The organism is Amycolatopsis sp. w19, assembly GCF_051373225.1.
GTDB classification, from domain to species: domain Bacteria; phylum Actinomycetota; class Actinomycetes; order Mycobacteriales; family Pseudonocardiaceae; genus Amycolatopsis; species Amycolatopsis japonica.
Genome location: NZ_JBPQFM010000024.1, coordinates 51,200 through 75,090 on the forward strand (window position 1 = coordinate 51,200; position 23,891 = coordinate 75,090).

The window sequence follows — 23,891 nt, forward strand, 5'->3', positions numbered from 1 at the left end:
GTGTCGCGAAAGCCACTTTCAGGACATCTGACGTCCCGAAAGTGGCTTTCGCGACACATGCTTCCCTTGAGAGCAGGGCAAACGTGGCGTGATCGGACTGGCCGATGATCCAGCGCGCCGCGCCGCCCCCGATGGCGTTGCGAAAGCCACTTTCGCAACGTTGAAGGTTGCGAAAGTGGCTTTCGCGACACACGCTTTTAGCTCCGGTACGCGAGTTTCCGCACCAATATCTCCGCCGGTCCCCGGTACGCCCGCCGGTGCATCACGTACGCGACGACGACCGTCAGCAGCCACACGCCGAGCCCGCACGCGGCCGCGACGAACGTGCTGCCGCTCAGCCCCAGCATGAACGGCGGCGCCAGGATCAGCCACGCCACCGACTGGAACAGGTAGGCGCTCAGCGTGCGCTGGCCGAGCGCCGAGATCGCGGCGACCACGACGCCGCGGCGTTTCTTGCCGACCACCATGCCGATGAGCCCGAACAGGCTGATGTAACCGATCGCGCCGAACAGGCCCGCTCCCTCGTACATCAGCTTGACGAGCCCGGCGGTCTCCTCGTCGAAGCCGACGTAGTCACCGGCGAAGAGTCCCATCGGCAGCGCGCCCGCGATCGCGACACCGAAACCCCCGAGCAGACCGGAAAGGAGCAGTTTCCGATTCGGCTCCTCCAGCACGCGTTTCTTCGCGGCCCAGGCGCCCACCCAGACGAACAGGATCGACGACAGCAGGACCGCGGTGGTCATCGGCCATTCGATGAGCCGTTCCCGCACGGCGTCGCCGTACGTCGGCGCCAGTGACGACGCGTCCTCGATGGACGGAACCGGCGCGCTCCCGGAATTCCCGGTGAGCACCAGGTACATCAGCACTGCCAGATAGCAGACGCCGAAACCCAGGTACAGCACCGGAATCCGATAGAAACCCTTGCCGCGCCGCAAAAGCAGCAGGGCGAACACCACGCCGACCACGCCGTACGCGCCGAGCACGTCGCCGGAGAAGAACAGCACCCCGTCGACGGCGCCGAAGACGAGCAGCCACGCGTGACGGCGAAGCAGGATGCCACGCGTGCGCGGCCATGACTGCCCCAGCGCCTCCTGGCGATCGGCGAACTGCACCATCCCGTAGCCGAGCATCATGCCGAACAGCGGCAGCGCGCACGCGTGGACGAGCACGAACAGCACCACGAAGTACGGCCGTTCCAGGCCTTCCGGCGTTTGATCGACGCCCGGCGTGTTGCCGAGGAAGATGCTCGCGGTATGCGCCAGCGCGACCAGCAGGAGCGCGAAACCCCTGGCCAGATCCGGTGCGAGCACACGCTCGCCCGTCGGTGTCGATGTCATGGATCCCCCTTTAGTATCCAACGTACACTAATTAATGTCCGGCGGATACTAAAGGCGGAGGAGGGGTTTTGTCAGCTCGCTTCGACGAGAGCGGCGATGCCGTCGAGGACGACGTCGAGACCGAAGTCGAAGTCGGAGTTCTGTTCGGAGCCGCCGAGGCCCGAGCTCAGGAAGCCCACGGCGTCGGGGAAACGCTCAGGGTCGATCAGCTCGGCGAGGCCCTTGCCGTAGGCCTGTTCCGCCTGTGCCTGGGTCAGTCCGCTGTCCTTCCGGCCCTCGGCGAGCTGCAGGGCCTGCGCGCAGGCGAGGCGGACATAGCCGCCGATCAGGACCAGGATCCCGCCCTTGGTCCCCCAGTCGAGACCGGTTTCGCGCAGCGTTCGCAGGAACGCGTCCATCCAGGCGACCGCGTGCGGACCGGCGGGCGGGCCGGAAAGCGGCAGCTCGACCAGCCACGGATGGCTCATCAGCACGTCGCGGTTGGCCTCCGCCAACGTGGTCAGCTCGGCCCGCCAGTCACCGGTGGGCTCCACCTCCGGCGGATCGCCGATGGCGACGTCGGCCATCAGCTCCAGCAGCTCCGCCTTCGAACCGATGTGGCGGTACAACGACATCTTCGTGACGCCCAGATCCTTCGCCACGTTCGCCAGCGTCACGTTCGCGACGCCTTCGCGGTCGGCGAGGTCCACCGCCGCCGCCACGACACCGTCGATGTCGAGCACGGACGGCCTGCCGCGCGTCGAGCGTTCCGACCGGCGCCAGAGCCGCATCAGCGTCGCCGGTGCGCCTGCCTCGTCGGTCATCCCGACAATTTAACCCGCGTTCGCGAGAGCGAGCCGTACGTGGTTCCGAAAGCGCGGTTCTCCAGCGAGACGTCGACGGCGTCGAGGAACGCCTGCCGCAGTCCCGGCCGGGCGAGGTCCGCGGCATCGATGCCGAGCCGCACCAGCCCGCCGCGGCGCGCGGCCCTGGCGGCGGCCAGCACCAGCGCGAAACACCGGACGGTCTCCGTGCGGTGCGACGGACCGCCGAACTCCTGCACCCTGGCGCGCTGGACGTCGCCGGACACCAGGTCCCGCACCGACGCCAGATCCGCGCACAACGTGAACCCGTGCTCGCGCAGGGCCTGCAGGGTGCCTTCCGACGCGATCCAGCGCGGCGGCGCGAAGCCGTCGACGGCCATGCCGTTGGCGTCGAGCGCCGCCTTCGCCGCGATCAGGCGCAGCCTCGCCTCGTGCGCGGGCAAAGCCGCGAACTCGGCACGTTTGCCCAGGTAGACGGCGCGATGAGTGGGCGGGATCTGGTGGTCGTACCCGTGCAGGAGGACGGAATCGCCGCGGGTGCGGCGCGTCCGGACCCACTCGGTCACGGGGCCCTCGCCGGTGCGAGCGGCGTAGAGCACGGACAACGGGACCCTGCGCCGGTCGAGTTCGGCCGCGAGATCGGCGCAGCGGTGCAACGTCCGGGTGGTCACGCCGGACAGGGAAACCAGCAAACGTGCGTCCACCCCACCAGTGAGCCAGCCGCGACTTGCGCCGGACTGACCACGGGGTGAACGCCGCAGGTCAGGCGGGCCAATCCTGCAGCGACCGGCCGGTGATGCGTTCGTACGACTCGATGTACCTCGCGCGCGTGGCGGCGACGATGTCCTCGGGCAAGGGTGGCGACCCGGGTCTGTCCCGGCGATGCCAGCCGGACGCCGGACTGGTGAGCCAGTCCCGCAGCGGCTGCTTGTCGAACGACGGCTGCGGACTGTCCGGCACGTAGCCGCCCGCCGGCCAGTAGCGCGAGGAATCGGGGGTCAGGACCTCGTCGGCGAGCACGAGATTCCCCTCCCGGTCGACGCCGAATTCGAGCTTCGTGTCCGCGAGGAGAATGCCGCGTTCGGCGGCGAACTCCGCGCCGCGGCGGTACACCGCCAGCGTCGCCTCGCGGACCTCCTCGGCCCGCTCGCGGCCGAGCTGCCCGACAACGTCGGAGAAGGCGATGTTCTCGTCGTGCGAGCCGCGGTCGGCCTTGGTCGCGGGCGTGAAGATCGGCTCGGGCAGGCGGGACGATTCGGTCAGACCGGGCGGAAGTTCGACGCCGCAAACCGTGCCGCGCGCGCGATAATCGGCGAGACCGGTACCGGTGAGATAGCCGCGGGCGACGGCTTCGAACGGCAGCATCGCCAGCCGCCGCACCAGCAGCGCGCGGCCGCGGACCTCGGCGGGGATGCGGTCGTCTTCGTAGGAGACCAGATGGTTGGGGAGGACATCGGAGAGCAGGGAGAACCAGAACACGCTCATCGCGGTGAGCACCCGCCCCTTGTCCGGGATGGGCGTGTCGAAGACGACGTCGTAGGCGGAGATCCGGTCGGAGGTGACGAGCAGCAGATGCTCGTCATCGACGGCGTAGAGCTCACGGACCTTGCCGGCGGCGATCTTCGGGTATTCGAGCGTCGTCACGGCTGCACCCTAGCGATCAAGGATGATGGCTGATCATGCCGATCCACTGCGTTTCGTTCACGACCGACTACGGACTGAGCGACGGTTTCGTGGCCGCGTGCCACGGCGTGATCGCGCGGATCGCGCCGTCCGTACGGGTGATCGACGTGAGCCACGAGATCCCTCCGCAGCAGGTCAGGACCGGCGCCGAGGTGCTCGCCCAGACCGCGCCGTATCTGCCGGAGTCCGTCCATCTCGCCGTCGTGGACCCCGGCGTCGGCACCGCCCGGCGCGGCGTCGTGGTGGTCACCGACCGCGGAATGCTCGTCGGCCCGGACAACGGGCTCCTCATTCCCGCCGCCGAAACACTCAGCGGGGTGATAGCCGCGTACGAACTCGCGGCGCCGGAATACCGCCTTCCGGTGACGTCGTCGACGTTCCACGGGCGTGACGTCTTCGCCCCCGCCGCCGCGCATCTCGCGCTCGGCGTCCCGCCCGAGGAGTTCGGGCCGCGCGTCGACGACCTCGTGCGGCTGCCCGACCCGTTCGTCGCGGTGTTCCCCGGCAAGCTGGTGGCCGAGGTGCTCACGGTCGACCACTTCGGCAACGTCCAGCTGGCCGCGAGCCCCGCCGACCTCGAACTGGCCGGGCTGGCGGGCACGGTCTCCGTCAGCAGCGAACACGTCCTGGTGAAAGCGCTGGTCGGCGACACCTTCGGCACGGTGCCGCCGGGCCGGAACGTGCTCTACACCGATTCCGCGGGACGGCTCGCGGTCGCCGTGAACGGCGGCTCCGCCTCGGCGGTACTCGGGCTCGGACCCGCCCAGGAGTGCACGATCACCTCGTCGCCGACGGCCACCTGACCGGGTCCGGTCACCGCCATCTTGATCCCGAACGAGACGCCGCCCTCGGGTTCGCGGCGGTAGTCGGCGAGCGACCGGATCGGCTCGGGACCGGCCTTCTTCCCGGTCTCCTGGTCGACCATCGGCACCGTGCAGCGGATGCAGACCTTGGCGTACCCCAGTTCGAGGCCACCGGCGGTGAGCGAACGGACGTCGTCCTCTCGATGCGGCTCTGGCCAGCCCGCGACGACGATGTTGGGCCGGAAGCGGTCCATCGGCACGGCTTCGGCGCCGCGCGACGCGATACGCTCGTTCAGACCGTCCAAAGAGGACTCCGAGGTCAGCAGGATCGCGTGCGCGTTGGCGAAGGCCGCGGTGCCGGGGATCTCGCCGTTGGTGACGCGTTCGTGCTCCGGCGCGAGCCCGACGAACACCGACGGCAGGCCGAGGACGTCGGAGAACCACTCGGCGGCCTCCTCGCCCTGGTGGACGCCCTTGCCCTGCCAGGTGAACGTCGCGGCGGGCTGCCTCGGCCCGTCCGTGACCGTCTCGACCAGCAGATCCTCGACGCCGGGAGCGGCGAGACGCAGGCAGGCGCCGTCGTCGAGCACCTCGGCCCGGATCGACGCCATCACCGGATGCTTGCGCTGGCTGCGGAACTCGCCCTCCGGGGAGACGACCATCCAGGCCCGGTCGAACCTCAGCCCCGCGGGGGTGACGTCGGCCGTCGCGACCGACGTGCCCGCGCAGCCTTTGACCGGGTAATAGACCAGCTTCGCCACTCTCGCCATAGCCGCAGGTTAACGACTCGGGCCTCGTGAGTGGTAAGGACGGTCAGGGCCAAGGCTGCCATAGGTGCCTACTGAATGTGGGTGGCCGTTGGCCGCCGGTCCGTGAAGGCCTCCTTCCCCAAGTACATGAAGGCCCCCTTCACTGCGTCTAGCGCAAGGAAGGGGGCCTTCATGTACTGCGGAAGCGCTCTACAGCACCTGCGACAGGAAACGCTGCAGCCGCTCGCTCCGCGGAGCGTCGAAGATCGCCTCCGGAGCGCCCTGTTCGACGATCTTCCCGTCGTCCATGAACGCGACCTCGTCGGCGACGCCGCGCGCGAAACCCATTTCGTGGGTGACCACGAGCAGCGTCAGCCCGCGCTCGGCCAGCCCGGCCATCAGCGTGAGGACGCCCTTGACCAGCTCCGGGTCCAGCGCGCTGGTCGCCTCGTCGAACAGCATGACCTCGGGCTCCATGGCGAGCGCCCGCGCGATCGCGACCCGCTGCTGCTGCCCGCCCGAGAGCGCGCTCGGCCGGTACGGCGCCTTGTCGGCGAGGCCGACCTCGGCGAGGCGGGCGTGCGCGATCTCCGCCGCCTCCTCCTTGCCGAGTTTGCGCACACTGCGCAACGGCAGGGTGATGTTGTCCAGCACGCTGCGGTGCCCGAACAGGTTGAAGTGCTGGAACACCATCCCGACGCGCTGCCGCAGCGCGTCCGGGTCGGACGAGATGACGCTCTCGCCGCCCAGCAGCAGGTCGCCCGAGTCGGGCTCCTGGAGCCGGTTCACACAGCGCAGCAACGTCGACTTGCCGGATCCCGACGGCCCGATGATGCAGGTCGTGCGGCCCTTCTCGACCTTGAGGTTCACGCCCTTCAGCACTTCGAGGGTGCCGAAGGAGACATGGATGTCGCGGAGTTCGACGCTGGAAGAACGGACGGCGGCGGTCATGACATCGGCACCTTTCCGGCGTTCAGGAGTTCCGTTTCGCCGCCCTCGTCGTCGACCCGGATCTTCTTGCCGGTGCGCAGCTTCTTGTCGATGTAGTTGACCAGATGCGTCAGCGGCACGGTGATCACCAGGTAGACCGCACCGGCGGCGACCAGCGGCGACAGGTTCCCGGTGTTCGCCGCGAGGTCCTGCCCGATGCGGAACAGGTCGCGCTGCTCGGCGAGGAAGCCGAGGAAGTACACCAGGCTTGAGTCCTTGACCAGCGCGATGAACTGGTTCACCAGCGCGGGCAGCACGCGCCGCACACCCTGCGGGATGACGACGAGCGTCATCGCCTTGGTGTAGCTCATCCCCAGCGCGCGGCTGGCCTCCATCTGTCCTTTTTCGACACTCTGGATACCGGCGCGGAAGATCTCGCCGATGTACGCGGCCGCGATCAGGCTCAGCGCCAGAATGCCCAGCGGGTAAGGATTCCGCGACAGCGACGGGATGAGGATCCCGCCGCCCTGCCCGATCACCAGGATGGTCAGGATCGCGGGCAGGCCGCGGAAGATGTCGGTGTACACCCGGGCGGGCCAGCGCAGCCACGCCTTGCTGGACAGGCCCATCGTGGCCAGCAGCATGCCGAGCACGGTGCCGATCAGTGCCGAGAACACCGAAAGGATCAGCGTGTTCAGCAGGCCGGTCCCGAGGAGGTCGGGGAAGACCTCCCAGATGTACTCCCAGTTCAGGAAGGTGTTGAGGAAATCGTCCACTTACTTCTGCCCGGCCTTGAACTCCGCGGGCACCGGCGCGTTCGGTTCGAACCGCTGGTGCACCCTTTCCCAGGTCCCGTCGGCGATGACCGCCTTGAGCCCGGCGTTGATCTTGCCCGCCAATTCGGTGTTGCCCTTCTTGACCGCGAAACCGTGCGGGATCGTCGTGGTGATCGCCTTGACCACCTTGAGTTTCGCGTCCGGGTTCTTCGCCGCGTAGTCCTCGGCGGTCGCCTGGTCGAAGATCGCGCCGTCGATCGCGCCCGACTTCAGCGCGGCGAGCGCGGCGGCGTCCTGCGGGAACTTCACCGCCTGCGCGGTGGGCGCGTTGGCCGTCAGCCAGCTGTCCGAGACGGTGCCCTGGACGACGCCGATCCGCTTGCCCGCCAAGGAGTTCTCGTCGGTGATCGCGACGCCCTCGCGGGTCTCGATGCCGAGCGACTGGTAGTTGTACGGCGCCGAGAAGTCGACGGTCTTGCGGCGTTCGTCGGTCTGCGAGATCCCCGAGCTGCCGATGTCGAACTTGCCGGTGGCGACCTGGCCGAGCAGCGCCGAGAACTCGGTGGAGACGAACTCGAGTTTCAGGTTCTGGTGCGCGGCGATGGCCTTCAGCAGCTCGTTGTCGAACCCGGTGAACACGCCGTTTTCCTGATAGGCGTTGGGTTTCGAGTCGCTGAGGGTGCCGACGCGAAGGGTTTTCCCCCCGGCGTCCTCACCGCCGCCGCACGCAGCCAGCACCGCCACGAGGACGGCACCGACGGCGGCGGCGAGTGACTTCTTCATCGTGATCCTCACGCCTTGAACTGGGCCGGGACCGGGGCCGTCGGCAGGAACTTCTCGTGCAGCTTGACCCAGGTGCCGTCGGCGATGACCTGCTTGAGGCCCTCGTTGATCTTGGTGAGCAGCTCGCTGTTGCCCTTCTTCACCGCGAAGCCGTGGGGCACGTCGGTGGTGAAGGACTTGACGACCTTGAGCTTCGCGTCGGTGCTCTCCTTGACGTTCGTCTCGGCGATCGCCTGGTCGAGGATGTAGGCGTCGACGGCGCCGCTCTTCAGCGCGGCCAGCGCCGGGGCGTACCCGGGGAAACGCACGGCCTGCGCGTCGGGCACCGTCGAGGTGAGCCACTTGTCGCCGACGGTCGCCTGGATGACCGCGACCCGCTTGCCGGACAGGCCCTTCTCCTCGGTGATCGGCGAGCCGTCCTTGGTCTGGATGCTCATGACCTCGAAGTTGTACGGGCTGGAGAAGTCGACGTTCTTCTTGCGCTCGTCGGTCTGCGCGATGGCCGAGCTGGCGATGTCGAACTGGTTGTTCGCGACCTGGCCGAGCAGCGAGGAGAAGTCGGTCGAGGCGAACTCGAGCTTCAGGTTCTGCTTGGCGGCGATGGCCTTCAGCAGCTCGTTGTCGAAGCCGGTGTAGTTGCCGTTCTCGACGTAGATGTTCGGCGGCGCGTCGCTCAGCGTCCCGACGCGCAGGGTCTTCTCGGTGGCGGATTCGCCACCACCGCAGGCGGCGAGCACGGCGACGAGGCCCGCGGCCAGCGTGGCGAGCAGCGTTTTCTTCATGATTTTCAGACCCCCGGGTTCTGCACGGGCAGGCCGGGGCCGCCCTGTTCGAGTTCCTTGGGCAGCGGCTCGGTCTTGAAGAACCGAGCGTGCAGGCGGGCGACGGTGCCGTCCGCCACGGCCTTCGCGAGGCCGTCGTTGATCTTCTTCAGCAGTTCCTTGTTGTCCTTGCGGACGGCGAACGCGGACGGCGTGTCCTTGGTCTCGACGGTGTAGCCGAACTCCAGCCGCAGGTCCGGGTTCTGGTCGATGTACTTCTGCCCGATGTCCTTCGGCACGACCCAGCCGTCGAGGCTGCCGCCCTTCAGCTGCGCGAAACCGGCGTTGTAGTCGGGGAAGCGGACGACGTTGGCGCCGGGCACCTTGCCGCTCGCGAAATCGTCCTGCACCGACGCCTGCACGACGCCGAGCCGTTTGCCGTTGAAGGCGCCGACGTCCTTGAGACCCGCGCCCTTCTTGGTGATGATCGAGGTGAACCCGGTGCTGTAGCCGTTGCTGAACGCGACGGTCTTCTTGCGGGCCTCGGTGGTGGAGATCGTGGAGCTGCCGATGTCGAACTTGTTGGTGGCGACGGCGGCGAGCAGCCCGGCGAACTCGGTGCCGACGAACTCGACCTCGAAGCCCTCGCGCTTCCCGATGTCGCGCAGCAGTTCGTTGTCGTAGCCGGTGAAGGTGCCGTTCTCCAGGTAGATGGACGGCGGCGCGTCGGTCAGGGTGCCGACCCGCAGCTTCTGGCCGGTCGTGCTCGCGTCACCGGAGCCGCAGGCGGCGAGGGCGAGGGTGGCCGCTCCGGCCGTGACGACGGCGACGATTTTCGACAGCGTGGATCTCATCGCTTCTTCCGTGGGTGTCGGCGCGCAAGGCGCGATACAAACACGCCAGGCCGCCTCATGGGCGGCCTGGCGCTCCGGGTTCAGCGATCGAGATTAGGCATTTCGCCCGATCGAGTAACTTCGTCTCACTCTGTGAACGCCCCGTGGTGGGGCTGCTCACAGGTCAGAGGATCGGGGCCGGCGAGTAGTTCGCCGCCTCCGGGAAACGCTCCAGGATGGCCTCGACGCGCGACGCGATCGCGGCCACCTGACGCGGCGCGACACCGGTGAACGAGATGCGGTCGGCGAGGAGTTTGTCCAGCTCACCGCGGTCGAGCGGGATGCGCTCGTCGGCGGCGAGCCGGTCGAGGAGGTCGTTCTCGGCCAGCCCCTGCTCCCGCATCGCGAGCGCGACGCCGACGGCGTTCTCCTTGATCGCCTCGTGAGCGGTTTCACGCCCGACCCCCGCGCGGACCGAGGCCATGAGCACCTTGGTGGTCGCGAGGAACGGCAAATAGCGATCGAGCTCACGTCCGATGACCGCCGGGAAGGCGCCGAACTCGGCCAGCACCGTGAGGAAGGTCTCCAGCAGCCCGTCGAGCGCGAAGAACGCGTCGGGCAGCGCGACCCGGCGGACGACGGAGTCGGACACGTCGCCTTCGTTCCACTGGTCGCCGGCGAGCTCGCCGATCATCGACAGGTAACCGCGCAGCACCACGGCGAGCCCGTTGACCCGCTCGCAGGAACGCGTGTTCATCTTGTGCGGCATGGCCGACGAGCCGACCTGGCCGGGTTTGAAGCCCTCGGTGACCAGCTCGTGGCCCGCCATCAGGCGGATCGTCTTCGCCAGGCTCGACGGGGCGGCCGCGATCTGGACGACGGTGGACAGCACGTCGAAGTCGAGCGAACGCGGGTACACCTGGCCGACGCTGGTGAACACGTTCTCGAAGCCGAGGTGGGCCGCGACGCGGGACTCCAGTTCGTCCAAAGTGGACTCGTCGCCGAGCAGGTCGAGCATGTCCTGCGCGGTGCCGACCGGGCCCTTGATCCCGCGCAGCGGGTAGCGGCCGATGAGGTTTTCGAGCCGGTCGAAGGCGACCAGCAGTTCGTCGGCGGCGGTGGCGAACCGCTTGCCCAGGGTCGTCGCCTGCGCGGCGACGTTGTGCGAACGACCGGCCATCACCGTGTCGGCGTGCTCGACCGCGATCGCGGCGAGCCGGGCCAGCACGGCGCCGACGCGGCTACGCACCAGCTCCAGCGACCGCAGCACCTGCAGCTGCTCGACGTTCTCGGTGAGGTCCCGCGACGTCATGCCCTTGTGGACGTGCTCGTGCCCGGCGAGCGCGTTGAACTCCTCGATGCGGGCCTTCACGTCATGCCGGGTGACGCGCTCACGTGCGGCGATCGAGTCGAGGTCGACCTGCTCCAGGACGCGTTCGTAGTCGGCGACGACACCGTCCGGCACCTCGACGCCGAGGTCGGCCTGCGCGCGGAGCACGGCGAGCCAGAGCTCGCGCTCCAGCACGACCTTGCGTTCCGGGGACCAGAGTTCGACCAGCTCAGGCGAGGCGTAGCGGCCGGCGAGCACGTTGGGGATGCGGGGCTTGTCCGTCACGCGGCCAGACTAACCCGCCCCGCGTTTCGTCCTCTGAATGCGGTGGTTCGCGACGCCAACTACCGCATTCAGAGGACGAAACGCGGGGGTTTCAGGCGAGGGCCGCCTGGAGCATGCGCGCGGCGGCGGCCCGGGGCTCCGGGTCGACCTCGATGAGCGCGTTGACCACGGCACCGTCGACCAGGGCGACGAGCCGCTCCAGTTCGGTGGCGTCCACAGGAGTGCCGGAGCGCGCGAAGATCTCGTGGAGCAGTTCGTACAGCTGCGCGGACAGCGTCCGCATCAGGGGCCGAAGGTACGGACGGCGCCCTGTCCCGACGAGGCGTTCGTAGCGCAGAAGGACCGCTTCGGCGTCGGCCTCGCGATCCGGGCGGAGCGGGCCGAGGAGCATGTCCAGCACCAGGTCGACGGTGGCCTCGACGCCGCGATTGCGGGTCGCCAGCTCGTCGAGACGCTGCCGCCCGTCCTCCAGTTCCACTTTCGCGTGGTGCTCCACCGCGGCGGTGACCAGCTCTTCCAGCGAATCGAAGTAGTACGTCGTCGAAGCGAGCGGAAGACCGGCCCGCTCGGCGACCGCACGATGCCGCACGGCGTCGAAACCGCCCTCGGCCAGGAGCGACGAGGCGGCCTCGATCAGCTCGGCACGGCGTCGCTCACCCTTCGGTGTGGTCGCTGCGGCGGTCATGGCGGGCTATTTTGCCAGCTCGGTCAGTAGTCCGTCGGCGAACCCGCGACCTCGATCGACGTCGGCAGGGCGATGCCTGGTGTCCCGCGCAGTTAGGTCGCGTCTGATCACGCGATGAAGGACGCTTTACCCACGTCACATGCGGTGAAAGCCCCCTTCATCCACCCCGAGAACCAGAGGAACTTCTAAGCCAGCTCGGTTAATAGCGGGCGGCGAGCACGCCGACCAGCCTGTCGACGTCGGACTCGGGAAGGGCGGGCCTGCCCGAACCGTCGCCGAGGCTCACCACGACCACGAGAGACCCCTTGGGGGTGGTCCGCCGCGCCTCGGCGGCTCCGGTGGGCATCACCGGGACGGACGAACCCGCCGGGTAGACCGCCGCGGAGACCGTGCCGCCCGGCACCTGGAACCCCGCGGACCTGGCTCCCGTCGTACAGATGTCGCCGGGCGTCGACTTGGCGACATCCACGGGGACCGGGAGCTCGCCAGCGAGGGCGGTGGCGAGCTCCCGATCCACCTGGTCGCACCCGTAGGTGCCTTCGGCCACCAATGGGCCGGTCTTCTCTACTCCGCCGCCCCCCTGCTGAGGCGGCGGGTTCGAGAAGTTCGAGGACTCCCCGTTCTGAGGACGTGCGGACGCCGCCCCGGGTTGCCCCGCGGACGCCGCTTCCTGATCGGATTTGGCCGCGGTCCCCAGTTCGAAGTCGGTTCCGCCGAGCACGCCGAACATGCCCACTCCGGCCAGCACCAAAACCACCGCACTACAGGCCACCGCGATACCGTTTCGGCGTCGGGCAGTGGCGCGTTTCGAGGCGCGGACCACGTCGGCGGTGTCGAAGGTCGGCGACGGCGCGTCGCCGGGGGCGTCACGGAACAACGCCTTCAGGTCATTCTCGTCCATCCCGTGCCACCTCCTCCTTCTCCATGACCTGCCTGAGGTTCGCCAGCCCGCGCGCGGTCTGGCTCTTGATGTTCCCTTCGCTGCAGCCCAGCGCCTTCGCCGCGGCACCGACGTCCAGCCCCTCGAAGAACCTGAGCACCAGCACGGCCCGCTGCTTCGGGGGCACTTCGCGCAACGCGGCCAGCAGGTCTTCCCTGGTGACGACCTGTTCGCCGAGGTCGAAGCCGTCCTGCGGCGGTTCGGGCAGCTCTTCGGTCTGCCACTCCCGCCGCCACGGCCGCCTCGACTCGTCGATGGCCGCCCTGACCAGCGTCTTCCGCACGTAGGCGTCGGTCGCCGCCCGTTCTCTGATCTTCTTCCACCTCCGGTGCAGCGCGACGAACGCCGTCTGCGCGAGATCGTCCGCACGATGCCAGTCGCCGCAGAGCATGTACGCGGTCCTGCGCACGGAGTCCCGCTTCGCGGCGAAGTACTCCGCGAATTCTTGTTCGTCGCGCTGGTTCACGCGGTTTTTGTCTCCGCTCTTGCCTCGTCGGTGGGTAGGACGGAACCGGGGGCGTCCACGGTTGCATGAGCGGGCGCGGCGGACCAGCCGGGGAGGAGATTCATGGCGGGCCCGTCGATGTGATGTGATCGTACCGTGACCTCGCGCTCTCTCCCGCTGATCGATTTCCGCTCCGACACCGTCACCCGTCCCGACGACGTCATACGCCAGGCCATGGCGAAGGCCGAGGTCGGCGACAACGTCCTCGACGGCGATCCGACCGTCGCCGCGCTGGAACAGCGCGCCGCGAAACTCCTCGGCATGCCCGCCGCGCTCTGGACCCCGTCCGGGACCATGGCGAACCTGATCGCGCTGAGTATCCATCTCCAGCGTGGCGACCGGTTCCTCGCGCCGCGCGGCTCGCACGTCATCACCGACGAGCTCGGTTCCGCGGCCTGGCTCGCGGGCGGCATGCCGGAGCCGCTGGAGCACGACGCCGGGCCCGGGCGGCCGACGCCGGAGACGCTTTCGGCCGCGATCGGCGTCCCGCGCGGGCCGTACTACGCGCTGCGTACCCCGCTGTTGTGCCTGGAGAACACGCACAACACGGCGGGCGGCGCGGTCACCCCGCCCGACGAGCACGCCCAGCTGGTGGCGATCGCGAAGGAGGCCGGGCTGACCGTGCACCTCGACGGTGCCCGCATCTGGCACGCGTCGGTCGCCCTGGAGGTCCCGCCCGCGGCCCTCACGGTCGGCGTCGACACCGTGTCCGCCTGTTTCTCCAAGGGGCTCGGCGCGCCCGTCGGTTCGGTGGTGGCCGGCAGCGAGGAGTTCGTCGAGAAGGCGCGGCGGATGCGCCAGATGCTCGGCGGCGGCGTCCGGCAGGGCGGCGTGCTGGCGGCGGCCTGCATGGTCGCGCTGGACCGCATCGGCGACCTCGCCGAGGCCCACGAGAACGCGACCCGGCTCGCGGCCGGGTTCGCCGAGCTCGGCTGGGAGGTCAACGCTCCCGAGACCAACATCGTGCAGGTCACCGCACCGGACCTCGAAGGACGGCTGGCGTGGCTGGCCGGGCTCGGGATCCTGACGCTGCCGAGCTCAGGCCGGATCCGCTTCGTCGCGCACCGGGACCTTTCGGCGGCGGACATCGAAGAAACCCTTCAACGCGTCAAGACCGGGGGCTGAACATGAACTGGATCGTCTTCGACTACGGCGACGTCATCAGTGAGCACACCGACGCGCTGCCGACCCTGGCCAAGGCCTTCGACCTCGATCTCGCCGACTTCGAGCCGCACTATTGGGCCGAGCGGGTCCAGTACGACTCGGGTGGCTCGGACCTCGAGTACTGGCAGAACGTCGGCCGCGCGCTGAACGTCCCTGTCGACAAGGCGTTCGCGGACGAGCTGACCCGCATCGACGTCGAGGGCTGGACGCACCTCGAACCGGACGTCCTCGAACTGCTGGAAGGGCTGCACGAGGCAGGCGCGGCGCTCGCGCTGCTCTCGAACGCGTCGTCCACCTTCGGCCGCTGGGTGCGCGAGCAGGAGTGGGCGAAGCTGTTCCGCGTGAAGCTCTTCTCGGGTGACCTCGGCTGCATGAAGCCCGACGCGAAGATCTATCGGATCCTGCTCGCCGAACTCGGCGCCGAACCGGGCGACTGCCTGTTCTTCGACGATCGTCAGTCCAATGTGGACGGTGCACGGGCGGTGGGGATGAAGGCCGAACGCTGGGTCGGCGTGACAACAGCGAAATCCGGCTTCGGCTCTTCGGAGGAATAATTCACCCTCACCGCTCATCCGCTTACGCGCGGTGAAGCGGATGACCTACGCTGAACGCGTCCAAACCGAGTTACCCCGGTAGGTGCCCATGTCAGCGGACCAGCGCCCGTTCGTGCCCGTCGATTTCGACCAGCCGAGCATCGCGAGGGTCTTCGACGCGCTGATGGGCGGTCAGGACAACTACGAAGCGGACAGGGTGGCGCTGCGCCAGATCCTGGAAATCTCGCCGGACGCGCAGGCGATGGCCAAGGAGGTCCGGCACTGGCTGGTGCGGACCGTGCGCTACCTGACCGACCGGGAAGGCATCGACCAGTTCCTCGACCTCGGTTCCGGTTTCCCGAGCATGGACAACACGCACCAGGTCGCGCAGCGGTACAACCCCGAGGCCCAGGTCGTCTACGTCGACCGGGATCCGGTGGTGCAGGCGCACGGCCGCGCGCTGCTCGCGGCGAACGACTTCGCGCATATGGTGGCCGCGGACCTGACCGAACCGGCCGAGGTCGTCGAGGAACTCGCCCGCACCCACCGGCTGGACTTCGACCGGCCCGTCGGGCTGGTCCTGTGCGCGATCGTCCACCACCTCCAGGACCTCGACGAGGCGCGGAAGATCGTCCGCGCCTACGTCGACGCGCTGGCCCCGGGCTCGTTCGTCGCGCTGCTGCACCAGCACAACCCCGCCGACGGCTCCGAAGCCGCCGACGTCGCGACGGCACTCGAAAAGCGCTTCAACGGCACGGGGCTGGACACGCTCTACCGCACGCGTGACGAGATCGAGTCGTTCTTCGAAGGACTCGATCTCATGGAGCCCGGGCTGACGTACCCGCACCTGTGGTGGCCGGACGGCCCGCGCTTCACCCCGCTTTCGCCCGTGAACTTCACGTCGCTCGGCGGGGTGGCGCGTAAGCCTTAACGGCGGAGCTGCTTCGGGGTGCCCTTGCCCTTGATGGCGCCGTACGCGGCCGTGCCGAGAAAGACCGCGCCGCCGATGACGGCGATCCAAAAGACGGCCTTCACGAGGAAACCGAGCACGGATCCGAGCACCATGAAGGCCACCCAAGCCAGGATCAGCCCGCCGACGATCTTCCAGAACATGGCATCCTCCGATTGCCTCACCGTGCCCGAGCGGGCCCGGTGAGTCCAGGTTGTCAGGCGAAGCTCGCGAGCGCCTTCATTCCGCCTAACGTTCAGGGTGATTTCCGGGTTCCCCCTGAGCGGTGAGCCACTGGCCCAGCCTGCGGACCCCTTCGTCGATGTCCTCGCGAGAACCCGCGAAGGAGAACCGCACGAACCGGCCGCCGTCGACCGGGTCGAAGTCGATCCCGGGAGCGATCGCGACGCCCGTTTCGGCGAGGAGCCGTTGGCACCAGCTGAGACTGTCGGTCGTGTACGCGGAGACGTCGGCGTAGGCGTAGAAGGCGCCCTCCGCCGGCGCGAGCTTGTCGATGCCGATGCCCTTGAGACCGGCGAAGAGCACGTCGCGGTTGGCCCGGTAGCGCTCGACGTGACCGTTGGCCTCCGCGTACGCCTCCGGGGTGAACGCGGCGACCGCGGCGTGCTGGGAGACCGCGGGCGGGCAGATGGTGAAGTTGCCGGTCAGGACGTCGATCGCGCGATGCAGCCGCTGCGGCGCGAGCATCCAGCCGAGCCGCCAGCCGGTCATGGCGAAGTACTTGGAGAACGAGCCGAGGACGAGCGCTTCGTTGCCGTACTGCCACGCGCAATCGAGCCCGGCGCCGTAGGAGATCCCGTGGTAGATCTCGTCGCTGATCACCTGCACACCGCGTGACGCGCACCAGCCGCTGATCGCCGCCAGTTCACCCGGTGGCAGGACGGTGCCGGTCGGATTGCTCGGGCTGGCCACGATGAGTCCCTTGACCGGCCCCAATTCGTCGAGCAGCGCGGCGGTCGGCTGGAAGTTCGTGTCCGCCCCGGTGGCGAACTCGACGACCTCGCAACCGAGCACCTTCAGCAGGTTGCGGTAGGCCGGATAGCCGGGACGCGCCATCGCGACGCGGTCGCCCGCCTCGAAGGCGCTGAGGAACGAAAGCAGGAAGCCACCGGAGGAACCGGTCGTCATGATGACGTCCTGCGGGCTCACGTCGACCGGGTACGTGCGGTTGTAGTGCTCCGCGACGGCCTCGCGCAGCTCCGGGATGCCGAGCTGCTCGGTGTAGCCGAGGTTGTGGTCCTTCAGCGCCCGTTGCGCGGCTTCGAGCACCGGTCCCGGCGCCGGGGCGGACGGCTGCCCGGCGAGCAACGGGACCAGGTCGCCGTGGCTGCGCTGCCGGGCCTGTGCGGCCGAAAGGACGTCCATGACGTGGAACGGCGGGACGTCGGAACGTGCGGCGGGACCGGGGATGAGCATGACGTGAGGCTAACCGGACTTCGCGAGGAGAACCGCGTAGCCGTCGAGGAGCCGTTGCAGGCCGAACTCGAAGAGCGTGTCGAGGTCGTAGTCGAACGGAGCGCGGGAGACGACACCGGCGAAGTTCGGGAAACGGCCGCCGGACACCAGATCCCAGAGGATCGGCTCGTGCTCCGCCAGCCAGGCGTCGGCCGTGACCGCCGTTCCGGATTCGGTGTCGGCTTCGGCCTCGAAGTTGAGGGCGATGCCGCGTACATGGTTGAAGATCGTGATGTGCGCGTACATGATCGTCGACGGCGGGAGGCCGTGACCGTCGAGCGCGCGGGTCGCCCAATCGGCGTGCGTCAGCAGATTCGGCAGTGGCTGCGGGCGGGTGATCGAGAGCGCCTGCGCGAGCCAGGGATGCCGACGGAACAGAGCCCATTGCGCTCGCGCCATCAGCTCCAGCTGGGCCCGCCAGCCGGATGGCGGCTCGGGCGGGAAACGGATCTCGCCGAGTGCCATGTCCGCCATTTCGAGGATCAGCTCCTCCTTCGCGGTGACATGGCGATAAAGCGCCATCGTCGCGACGCCGAGCCCGGAGGCGACGCGGCGCATCGAGAGCGCGCGAATGCCCTCGGCGTCGGCGATCCGGATCGCGGCCTTCACCACTCGCTCGCGTGACAGCTCCGCCTCGGTCTTCGGCGCGGCCTTCCGGGTGCGGCTCGCGACGACCGTGCCCGCGCCGGGTTTGGCGACGACCAGGCCGTCCCGTTTGAGCGTGGCGAGCACCTTCGTCGCGGTCGCCATCGCCACGCCCCACTCGGCGATGATCAGGCGGGTCGACGGGACCTTGTCGCCCTCGCGAAGCTCGCCGGACGTGATCCGGCGACGGATCTCGGCGGCGATCCGCAGGTAGGGCGGATCGGTTCTTGCCATAGTGCACGTTACCGCATTTCAGGCGGCGCACTACCCGCATCGCACTAGTGCAGCGAAGGTTTTCGAGGCTTTTTCCTGGGGCTGAGCCGACGCGTCCATACGTTGTACGCAGTGCTTCACAACGCCGTACACAGGGAGTGGACATGTGGAAGATCCTGATTTCGGGCGCGGGTATCGCCGGCACGACGCTGGCGTACTGGCTGCGCCGGCACGGTTTCGCGCCGACGGTCGTGGAGCGGGCGCCCGCGCCCCGGGTCGGCGGGCACGCGGTCGACATCCGCGGTACGGCGCTCGGCGTCGTCGACCGGATGGGGGTGCTCGAACGCCTCCGGGAGCTGCGGACGGACATGCGCGGGATGTCGTTCGTGAACGGCGAGGGCAAGACCCTCGTGAACGTCACCGACCACACGCTGACCGGCGGGCTCACCGACAGCGAGGACGTCGAGATCCTGCGGGACGACCTCACCGACACACTGGCTTCGGTCGCTCAGGAGGGCGTCGAGTACGTCTACGGGGACTGGATCACCGGGATCACGCAGCGCACCGACGGAGTCCGAGTCGCCTTCGCGCGCAGAGAGGCTCGGGACTTCGACCTCGTCATCGGCGCGGACGGGCAGCACTCGGCGGTGCGGTCGCTGGTTTTCGGGGCGGAGAAAGAGTTTTCGCACTACATGGACACCTATCTCGCGGTGTTCACCGTGCCGAACTTCCTCGATCTGGACCGCTGGCAGACCTTCCACATGACGCCGGGGAAACTGGCCGGGCTGTACAGCGCGCGCAAGAACACGGAAGCGCGGGCGATGCTCGGTTTCCAGTCACCGGAGCTCGACTTCGACCGGCACGACCTGGAGCAGCAACGAAAACTGATCGCCGACCGGTTCGCCGGTCAAGGCTGGGAAGTGCCGCGGCTGCTTCGCGAAATGGCGTCGAGCGAGCTGTACTTCGATTCGATGACCCAGATCCGGATGGACCGGTTCACCGACGGGCGGGTCGCGCTGGTCGGCGACGCGGGCTATGGACCGTCGCCGCTTTCGGGGCAGGGCACCAGTTTGGCGATCGTCGGGGCCTACGTGCTCGCCGGGTCGCTGGCCGCTTCTCTTGACCACCGCGCCGCTTTTGCGTCCTACGAAAGGGAAATGCGGCCGTTCGTGCTCAAGAACCAAGCACTGGCCGCGATGAACCAAAAGAGTCAGACGCGGTTCCGTCAGTGGAAACAGATCCAGTCGATGCGGGTGCTGCCTCATCTGCCGTTCCGGGACCGGCTGATGAAGGCGGCCATGCGGCCGCTCACGGAAGCGGCGAACGCCTTGGCACTCAAGGACTACTGACGGCGGGCCCTTGGTGCGCCGGCCGGGGGACTCGCGTGACTGGACGGACGACACGCGTGACGGAAGGGACGACACGCGTGACTTGAAGGACGGAGCCCGGCTGCGAGCGTGTCGTCCGTCCAGTCACGCGTGTCGTCCGTCGGATCACGTGTGTCGTCCGCCTACTTGGGTGACTTGCACCTAATTCCGGCGCGTGAAGGCCTCCCCAAGTACGTGAAGGCCCCCTTCACTGCGTCTAGCGCAATGAAGGGGGGCTTCACGTACTTCTGGCGGGCCCGAAAAGCGGCACGCGCGCCGGTCGAGCTCGTTAGTAGCCCTGGTATCCGCCGCCACCGGCCATGGATTTCAGGCCCGGGTGGCCTTCGAAACCGCCGTACCGCGAGAACGTGTACCGCACGCCCGCGATGATGTTGTCGACCGGGTTGTAGATGTCGTCGTGTCCGGGAAGCTTGTGCGCGTTGAAGGTCGGGTCGATGCACTGCATCAACCCCTTCGACGGCGTGCCCTTCGCCGCGTTGGAGTCCCAGTTGTTGATGGCGTTGGGGTTACCGCCGGACTCCTTCTCGATGATCGTCCAGATCTTCTGAATGTCCGCCTCGGTCACCGGGATCCCGTTGGCCTGCAGGATCTTGATGGCCTCTTGGATCCACTGCTGGACGTTGCCGGGCGGCGTCGTCGACGGCGGACCGCCGCTCGGGCCGAGGCCGCCGCCCCCACCGCCACCGCCGCCGCCTCCTCCACCGCCGCCACCGGCGTGGAGCCCGCCGGTGCGCTTGGGGACGGAGCCGTCCTTGCCGGGCATCGGGACGGTGGAATAGCCGCCCTGGATGTCCTTCTTCATCAGCTCTTGGGACTTCTGGATCATCTGGTTGGCCTGGTCGAGCAGGCCCTTGACCCGGCCGTCCGCGTCCTTGGCGATACCGTTGATGTCGGTCTTGGCCTTCTGGATGATCTCGTCGGCCGAAGGGCTCGGCGCCGGCTTGTGATCCTTCTCGGCCTGCGCGGCGGCTGTGATCGCCGCGTTCTTGTCCGACTCCGCCTGGGTGTTCCTCTTGTTGACCGCCGCTTCGGCGTCTTCGTAGACGCCCTTCACCTGGGCCTTGATGTTGCCGAGATCGGTGTGGACGCGATCGAGGTCGTCGACGACCTTGCCCAGCTGCTCTTCGACGTTCTTCCCGGCCTTGGTGATCGACTTGACGTACTCGAAGAAGGCCTCCGCGGCGGGCCCGGCCCAGACGCCGCCGTTCAGCGCCTCGGTCGACGTCGACAACGCCGCGCTGTGGTCACCCGCGTTGTCGGCGGCCGTCTTGAACTGCCTCGACGCGTTCTGAATGGCGGCGAGGTTGACCTTGCTGATCTGCTCGGCCTTCTGGGTCAGTCCGTCCCAGCCGTCCGGCGTGCCGGCGCCGACACCGTTCAAAGCCACTGCTCAAGCCCCCTTGGTCTTCGGCCCCCAGGCCTGGCGAGTCTTCACAGGTCCCCGTGCACCTTCAGGTTGTCCACGTGGACCGCTTCGGTCTCCTTGATCAGCCCTGCGGCCTTTCGCAGCACGAAGGCCGTGGCCTCCATCAGCTGACCGGCCGAATCGAATTCGTTGTGGACACCCTGTTTGAACTTGCCGACCGCGCCCTGCGCGTCGCCGTGCTCGTCCACTCCGCCGAAGGGGCTTTCCTTCTCGTCATCCATCCCGGTGACGCCTTTTTTGGTCTTCTCGAACTCGTCCTTGAGCTTCTCCACCTGACCGGCGGCGATCCCCATGGAATCCGGGTCGTACACAGGCACGGTTCGTCATCCCCTTCACGGAAAAACTTGTGTCCGCCCGATCTGACGCGCGGCCGATCAAGACGGTTCCCGCGCATACTTTAAGACCTCGGCAGGGGGCCGTGTGCGTATCCACGCCAACTTCCACCCCGCCGATAATCGGGCGAATCAGAAATCGGCGACTTCCCGGATCCTCGTCGCCAGCAGTTGATTGTCCGCCGGGGTGATGGTCGCCCAATCCCGCCCGTCGCGGTTCCGCGCGACCTGGAACAGATAGCGGCCCGCGTCCGTGTCGTAGAAGGCGACCACGCCGTCCGCGCGCCGCGGGCGGCCGTCGCGGCCCGCGCGTTCGGCACCGAACTGGCCGCGCGCCTCCTGGCCCAGCAGCATGCCCGCCACCTCCTGCGCCTGCCAGAGGGGCACGTCCAGATCTTCCAGGGCCGTGACCAGCGCTTTCGCCTCGCCGCGGGCCGCGGCGTCGGCTTGGACGAGGACGTCGTGGGGGATGCTGATCGACTGGCCGACACCGGGGCCGAGATCACCCGCGACCGAGACGGCGGCTTCGGCCAGCGAGCTTTCGCGCGCCGGGATCAGCCACACCTGACCGGCGTCGATCACGCCGAGCAACGCCTGGTTGCCGACGCTGACCGCCTGGCCCTTGATCTCGCGGTCGGTCCACACCCAGACGTCGATCGCGAGCCGGGGGTGCGCGAACAGGTTCAGCATGTCGACCAGTTCGCCCGACGCCTGGTGTCCCCGCGCGAGCCCTCGCGCGCGCAGGGATTCCCAGGCCTCTTCGATCAGTGCCGCCCGCTCCGTATGGGTCGTTCCGGGGCTCGGCACGTCGAGTGCGACATGGCGGCGGGGCAGCCTTTCGGCTTCCCAGAGCATTTCGAACTCGAGTGCGGACAGCACCAGGCTGCCGTTGTCGTTCGGCACAGGGTCAGCGCGTTTCGGAGTTGCCGTGGTCACCGATCACGTCCGGCGACACCAAGCGCTCGTCGGTGAACAGATCCTTGTCGTCGACGCCATAACGCCTGATGTGCTCCGCGTCCTCTTCGACGTCCTGGGTGGCCGCGCGCTCCATGAACTTCGACTCGGGCTTCGGCTGCTTCGCGCCGATCTTCTCCGAGCGCCGCATGGCCTCCTCTTCGGGAAGCTCGCCGATCGGCAGCTGGCGGGTCGGCTTCACGCCGCCTTCCTGGCGGGGACGGCGGTCGCGTTCCTTGTCGCCGCTCAGCGCGCCACCGGCGACACCGGCGCCGAGCGCGGCGGCACCGGCGCCCAGGTCACCCGCGGCCGGGCCGGTGATCTTCGGGACGGCGGGGAAGCCGCGACCGGATTCGTTGCCGGGGGCCAGCGGCGCCTGCGGTCCGGAGCCGACCGAGCGGCCCTTGCCGAGCGCCTGGTCGCCACCGGCGCCGCCGCCGACGTTGCCGAAGACACCGGGGCCGGAGCTGGAACCGGCGCCTTTGCCGAGCGCGGCGTCGATACCGGGACCGGTGCCGAAGGACTTGGCGACCGGCTGCGCCGACGTGGTGCTGTTCGGCGGCAGGCTGCCGGTGGACTGGCCCGGCGGGATGTTCGGGTTGGACGGCGCGCCCGGCGGGACGAACGGCGGCGAGGCGGGAGAGCCGGTGACCGGGTACGAAGGCCTGCCCTGTTCGGGCTGCGGGGACGGCCGGTTCGGCGTCACCCAGCCGGAACCCGGTGCGGGAGCCGGCCGCGAAGTGCCGGCCGGTGTCGTCGAGCCCGCCGACGCGGGAGCGGTCGCGCCGGGTGCCGCCGAAGCGGTCTTCCTGGCCGTCCCGCCGCCCATGGCGACGCCATAGGCCGGGGTCGGGGCGTCGTACGACGGCGCCTTCGGGTTGCTGACCGGCTGCGCGACCGGCGGCACGTACTTCGACTCCACGGCGGCCGACGCGGGCCGCACGCTGCCGTCCGGGGTCAGATCCGTGGCCGTGCCCGCGAGGTCGAGCGGGGCGGACCCGCCGCCCGCGCCGGCGGTCGTCGTGGTCTGGGTCAGGTTCATCGCCTGCGGATCGGCCAGGGTGTCGGTCGTCAGCAGGTTCTCGCCGCTCGTCTTGGCGTAGTCGTTCAACGCCTCCTGCGCCTGCGCCCGCGCGTTGTTCGCGGCGCTGACGGTTTTGGCGTGGTCGGTCTCGAACCCGATGAGGCTCAGCAGGACGTCGCCGACGGTCAGGCCGCCGGCGCCCTTCCGGACCACGTCCGGATCCGGGAGCTTGTGCAGCGTCCGGTTGAAGGCCTCACCCTGGGCGAAGATCATCTCCGCGGAATGCGAGACCTTCGTGTTCGCGTCCTGGGAGAAACCCGCCTGCTCGGTGAACACCTGACCGGCGGCGCCGCCCGCTTCGCTCTGCCATTCCACGCCGAGCTTGCCCAGCTCGTCACGCAGCGTCTTGTCGGTGTCGGCGAGCGCGCCCGCGACGGATTTCAGCGCGTCGACGGCGATGCCGATGCTGCCGGTGCCGTCGCCGCTGCGGAACTGCTCGATCTCGGTCGCGATCCCGGTGTCGGTGTAGCCGTCGAACCGAAGATCGCGGAGCCTGCCCGCGAGGTCGGAAACGTTCACGCCGC

Annotated in this window: 26 protein-coding genes; 5 read left to right on the forward strand and 21 right to left on the reverse strand. The window is 68.6% G+C overall.

The window, feature by feature from the left end; genetic code table 11:
* Nucleotides 1-197: 197 nt before the first annotated feature.
* The 4 genes from ACSMFO_RS33915 to ACSMFO_RS33930 all read right to left on the reverse strand — a co-directional run bounded on the left by ACSMFO_RS33915 (nt 198) and on the right by ACSMFO_RS33930 (nt 3,784).
* Nucleotides 198-1,337, reverse strand: coding sequence for a DUF418 domain-containing protein (locus ACSMFO_RS33915; protein ID WP_436461822.1), 1,140 nt, complete (start codon nt 1,335-1,337; stop codon nt 198-200).
* 71 nt (nt 1,338-1,408) lie between these two features.
* Nucleotides 1,409-2,140 carry a TetR/AcrR family transcriptional regulator gene (locus tag ACSMFO_RS33920; RefSeq protein ID WP_436461823.1) on the reverse strand — a complete coding sequence of 244 codons (732 nt, stop codon included), beginning with the start codon at nt 2,138-2,140 and terminating at the stop codon, nt 1,409-1,411.
* Nucleotides 2,137-2,844, reverse strand: a complete 708-nt coding sequence (locus tag ACSMFO_RS33925; RefSeq protein WP_228694807.1) for a DUF2334 domain-containing protein — start codon at nt 2,842-2,844, stop codon at nt 2,137-2,139. The genes ACSMFO_RS33920 and ACSMFO_RS33925 overlap by 4 nt, the downstream gene beginning before the upstream one ends.
* A gap of 58 nt (nt 2,845-2,902) precedes the next feature.
* Nucleotides 2,903-3,784 (reverse strand): phosphoribosylaminoimidazolesuccinocarboxamide synthase, encoded by an 882-nt coding sequence (locus ACSMFO_RS33930; protein ID WP_436461824.1) that lies wholly within the window; start codon nt 3,782-3,784, stop codon nt 2,903-2,905.
* A 35-nt stretch (nt 3,785-3,819) separates the two neighbouring features.
* On the opposite strand from ACSMFO_RS33930, the gene ACSMFO_RS33935 reads away from it, so the two are divergent.
* Nucleotides 3,820-4,626 carry an SAM hydrolase/SAM-dependent halogenase family protein gene (locus ACSMFO_RS33935; RefSeq protein ID WP_073845781.1) on the forward strand — a complete coding sequence of 269 codons (807 nt, stop codon included), beginning with the start codon at nt 3,820-3,822 and terminating at the stop codon, nt 4,624-4,626.
* Here ACSMFO_RS33935 and ACSMFO_RS33940 read toward each other — a convergent pair.
* The 10 genes from ACSMFO_RS33940 to ACSMFO_RS33985 all read right to left on the reverse strand — a co-directional run bounded on the left by ACSMFO_RS33940 (nt 4,509) and on the right by ACSMFO_RS33985 (nt 13,164).
* The gene (locus ACSMFO_RS33940; RefSeq protein ID WP_436461825.1) at nt 4,509-5,396 is read right to left on the reverse strand and encodes an MOSC domain-containing protein; all 888 of its coding nucleotides are present in this window, start codon (nt 5,394-5,396) and stop codon (nt 4,509-4,511) included. The two genes, ACSMFO_RS33935 and ACSMFO_RS33940, sit on opposite strands and share 118 nt — an antisense overlap.
* Before the next feature lie 189 nt (nt 5,397-5,585).
* Entirely contained in the window at nt 5,586-6,326 is a 741-nt protein-coding gene (locus tag ACSMFO_RS33945; protein WP_037334665.1) for an amino acid ABC transporter ATP-binding protein, read from the reverse strand.
* Nucleotides 6,323-7,081 carry an amino acid ABC transporter permease gene (locus ACSMFO_RS33950; RefSeq protein WP_037334661.1) on the reverse strand — a complete coding sequence of 253 codons (759 nt, stop codon included), beginning with the start codon at nt 7,079-7,081 and terminating at the stop codon, nt 6,323-6,325. Before ACSMFO_RS33950 ends, ACSMFO_RS33945 begins: the two co-directional genes overlap by 4 nt.
* The gene (locus ACSMFO_RS33955) at nt 7,082-7,864 is read right to left on the reverse strand and encodes an ABC transporter substrate-binding protein (protein ID WP_436461826.1); all 783 of its coding nucleotides are present in this window, start codon (nt 7,862-7,864) and stop codon (nt 7,082-7,084) included. It abuts the gene before it with no gap.
* Nucleotides 7,865-7,872: 8 nt separating this feature from the next.
* Nucleotides 7,873-8,646 carry an ABC transporter substrate-binding protein gene (locus tag ACSMFO_RS33960; RefSeq protein WP_038521444.1) on the reverse strand — a complete coding sequence of 258 codons (774 nt, stop codon included), beginning with the start codon at nt 8,644-8,646 and terminating at the stop codon, nt 7,873-7,875.
* Between the two features lie 5 nt (nt 8,647-8,651).
* Nucleotides 8,652-9,479, reverse strand: a complete 828-nt coding sequence (locus tag ACSMFO_RS33965; protein ID WP_436461827.1) for a substrate-binding periplasmic protein — start codon at nt 9,477-9,479, stop codon at nt 8,652-8,654.
* Nucleotides 9,480-9,642: 163 nt separating this feature from the next.
* Nucleotides 9,643-11,073, reverse strand: coding sequence for an adenylosuccinate lyase (gene purB / locus ACSMFO_RS33970; RefSeq protein ID WP_436461828.1), 1,431 nt, complete (start codon nt 11,071-11,073; stop codon nt 9,643-9,645).
* Between the two features lie 91 nt (nt 11,074-11,164).
* Nucleotides 11,165-11,758 (reverse strand): TetR/AcrR family transcriptional regulator, encoded by a 594-nt coding sequence (locus ACSMFO_RS33975; RefSeq protein ID WP_037334651.1) that lies wholly within the window; start codon nt 11,756-11,758, stop codon nt 11,165-11,167.
* A gap of 199 nt (nt 11,759-11,957) precedes the next feature.
* Nucleotides 11,958-12,659, reverse strand: coding sequence for a hypothetical protein (locus ACSMFO_RS33980; RefSeq protein ID WP_037334649.1), 702 nt, complete (start codon nt 12,657-12,659; stop codon nt 11,958-11,960).
* Nucleotides 12,646-13,164, reverse strand: a complete 519-nt coding sequence (locus ACSMFO_RS33985) for a SigE family RNA polymerase sigma factor (RefSeq protein ID WP_038521447.1) — start codon at nt 13,162-13,164, stop codon at nt 12,646-12,648. The genes ACSMFO_RS33980 and ACSMFO_RS33985 overlap by 14 nt, the downstream gene beginning before the upstream one ends.
* A gap of 135 nt (nt 13,165-13,299) precedes the next feature.
* On the opposite strand from ACSMFO_RS33985, the gene ACSMFO_RS33990 reads away from it, so the two are divergent.
* The 3 genes from ACSMFO_RS33990 to ACSMFO_RS34000 all read left to right on the forward strand — a co-directional run bounded on the left by ACSMFO_RS33990 (nt 13,300) and on the right by ACSMFO_RS34000 (nt 15,831).
* A complete protein-coding gene (locus ACSMFO_RS33990) occupies nt 13,300-14,328 on the forward strand; it encodes a threonine aldolase family protein (RefSeq protein WP_436461829.1) in 1,029 nt (342 codons plus the stop codon).
* Nucleotides 14,329-14,330: 2 nt separating this feature from the next.
* The gene (locus tag ACSMFO_RS33995) at nt 14,331-14,921 is read left to right on the forward strand and encodes an HAD family hydrolase (protein WP_038521452.1); all 591 of its coding nucleotides are present in this window, start codon (nt 14,331-14,333) and stop codon (nt 14,919-14,921) included.
* 88 nt (nt 14,922-15,009) lie between these two features.
* On the forward strand, nt 15,010-15,831 hold the full coding sequence (locus ACSMFO_RS34000; RefSeq protein ID WP_436461830.1) for an SAM-dependent methyltransferase: 822 nt from the start codon (nt 15,010-15,012) through the stop codon (nt 15,829-15,831).
* Here the strand turns inward: ACSMFO_RS34000 and ACSMFO_RS34005 are convergent.
* From ACSMFO_RS34005 to ACSMFO_RS34015, 3 genes are all read right to left on the reverse strand, one after another.
* Nucleotides 15,828-16,013 carry a hypothetical protein gene (locus ACSMFO_RS34005; protein ID WP_007032516.1) on the reverse strand — a complete coding sequence of 62 codons (186 nt, stop codon included), beginning with the start codon at nt 16,011-16,013 and terminating at the stop codon, nt 15,828-15,830. The two genes, ACSMFO_RS34000 and ACSMFO_RS34005, sit on opposite strands and share 4 nt — an antisense overlap.
* A gap of 85 nt (nt 16,014-16,098) precedes the next feature.
* The gene (locus ACSMFO_RS34010; RefSeq protein ID WP_436461831.1) at nt 16,099-17,286 is read right to left on the reverse strand and encodes a pyridoxal phosphate-dependent aminotransferase; all 1,188 of its coding nucleotides are present in this window, start codon (nt 17,284-17,286) and stop codon (nt 16,099-16,101) included.
* A gap of 9 nt (nt 17,287-17,295) precedes the next feature.
* Complete coding sequence (locus tag ACSMFO_RS34015; RefSeq protein ID WP_436461832.1) at nt 17,296-18,204, reverse strand: TetR/AcrR family transcriptional regulator C-terminal domain-containing protein; 909 nt, start codon at nt 18,202-18,204, stop codon at nt 17,296-17,298.
* Between the two features lie 143 nt (nt 18,205-18,347).
* On the opposite strand from ACSMFO_RS34015, the gene ACSMFO_RS34020 reads away from it, so the two are divergent.
* On the forward strand, nt 18,348-19,532 hold the full coding sequence (locus tag ACSMFO_RS34020; RefSeq protein WP_436461833.1) for an FAD-dependent monooxygenase: 1,185 nt from the start codon (nt 18,348-18,350) through the stop codon (nt 19,530-19,532).
* A gap of 307 nt (nt 19,533-19,839) precedes the next feature.
* Here ACSMFO_RS34020 and ACSMFO_RS34025 read toward each other — a convergent pair whose 3' ends face one another.
* The 4 genes from ACSMFO_RS34025 to ACSMFO_RS34040 all read right to left on the reverse strand — a co-directional run bounded on the left by ACSMFO_RS34025 (nt 19,840) and on the right by ACSMFO_RS34040 (nt 23,886).
* Nucleotides 19,840-20,958 (reverse strand): transglycosylase SLT domain-containing protein, encoded by a 1,119-nt coding sequence (locus tag ACSMFO_RS34025; RefSeq protein ID WP_038521467.1) that lies wholly within the window; start codon nt 20,956-20,958, stop codon nt 19,840-19,842.
* Between the two features lie 44 nt (nt 20,959-21,002).
* Nucleotides 21,003-21,314 (reverse strand): hypothetical protein, encoded by a 312-nt coding sequence (locus ACSMFO_RS34030; RefSeq protein ID WP_038521469.1) that lies wholly within the window; start codon nt 21,312-21,314, stop codon nt 21,003-21,005.
* A 147-nt stretch (nt 21,315-21,461) separates the two neighbouring features.
* The gene (locus tag ACSMFO_RS34035; protein ID WP_038521472.1) at nt 21,462-22,232 is read right to left on the reverse strand and encodes an ESX secretion-associated protein EspG; all 771 of its coding nucleotides are present in this window, start codon (nt 22,230-22,232) and stop codon (nt 21,462-21,464) included.
* A 4-nt stretch (nt 22,233-22,236) separates the two neighbouring features.
* On the reverse strand, nt 22,237-23,886 hold the full coding sequence (locus tag ACSMFO_RS34040; protein WP_436461834.1) for a hypothetical protein: 1,650 nt from the start codon (nt 23,884-23,886) through the stop codon (nt 22,237-22,239).
* Between the last annotated feature and the right edge of the window lie 5 nt (nt 23,887-23,891).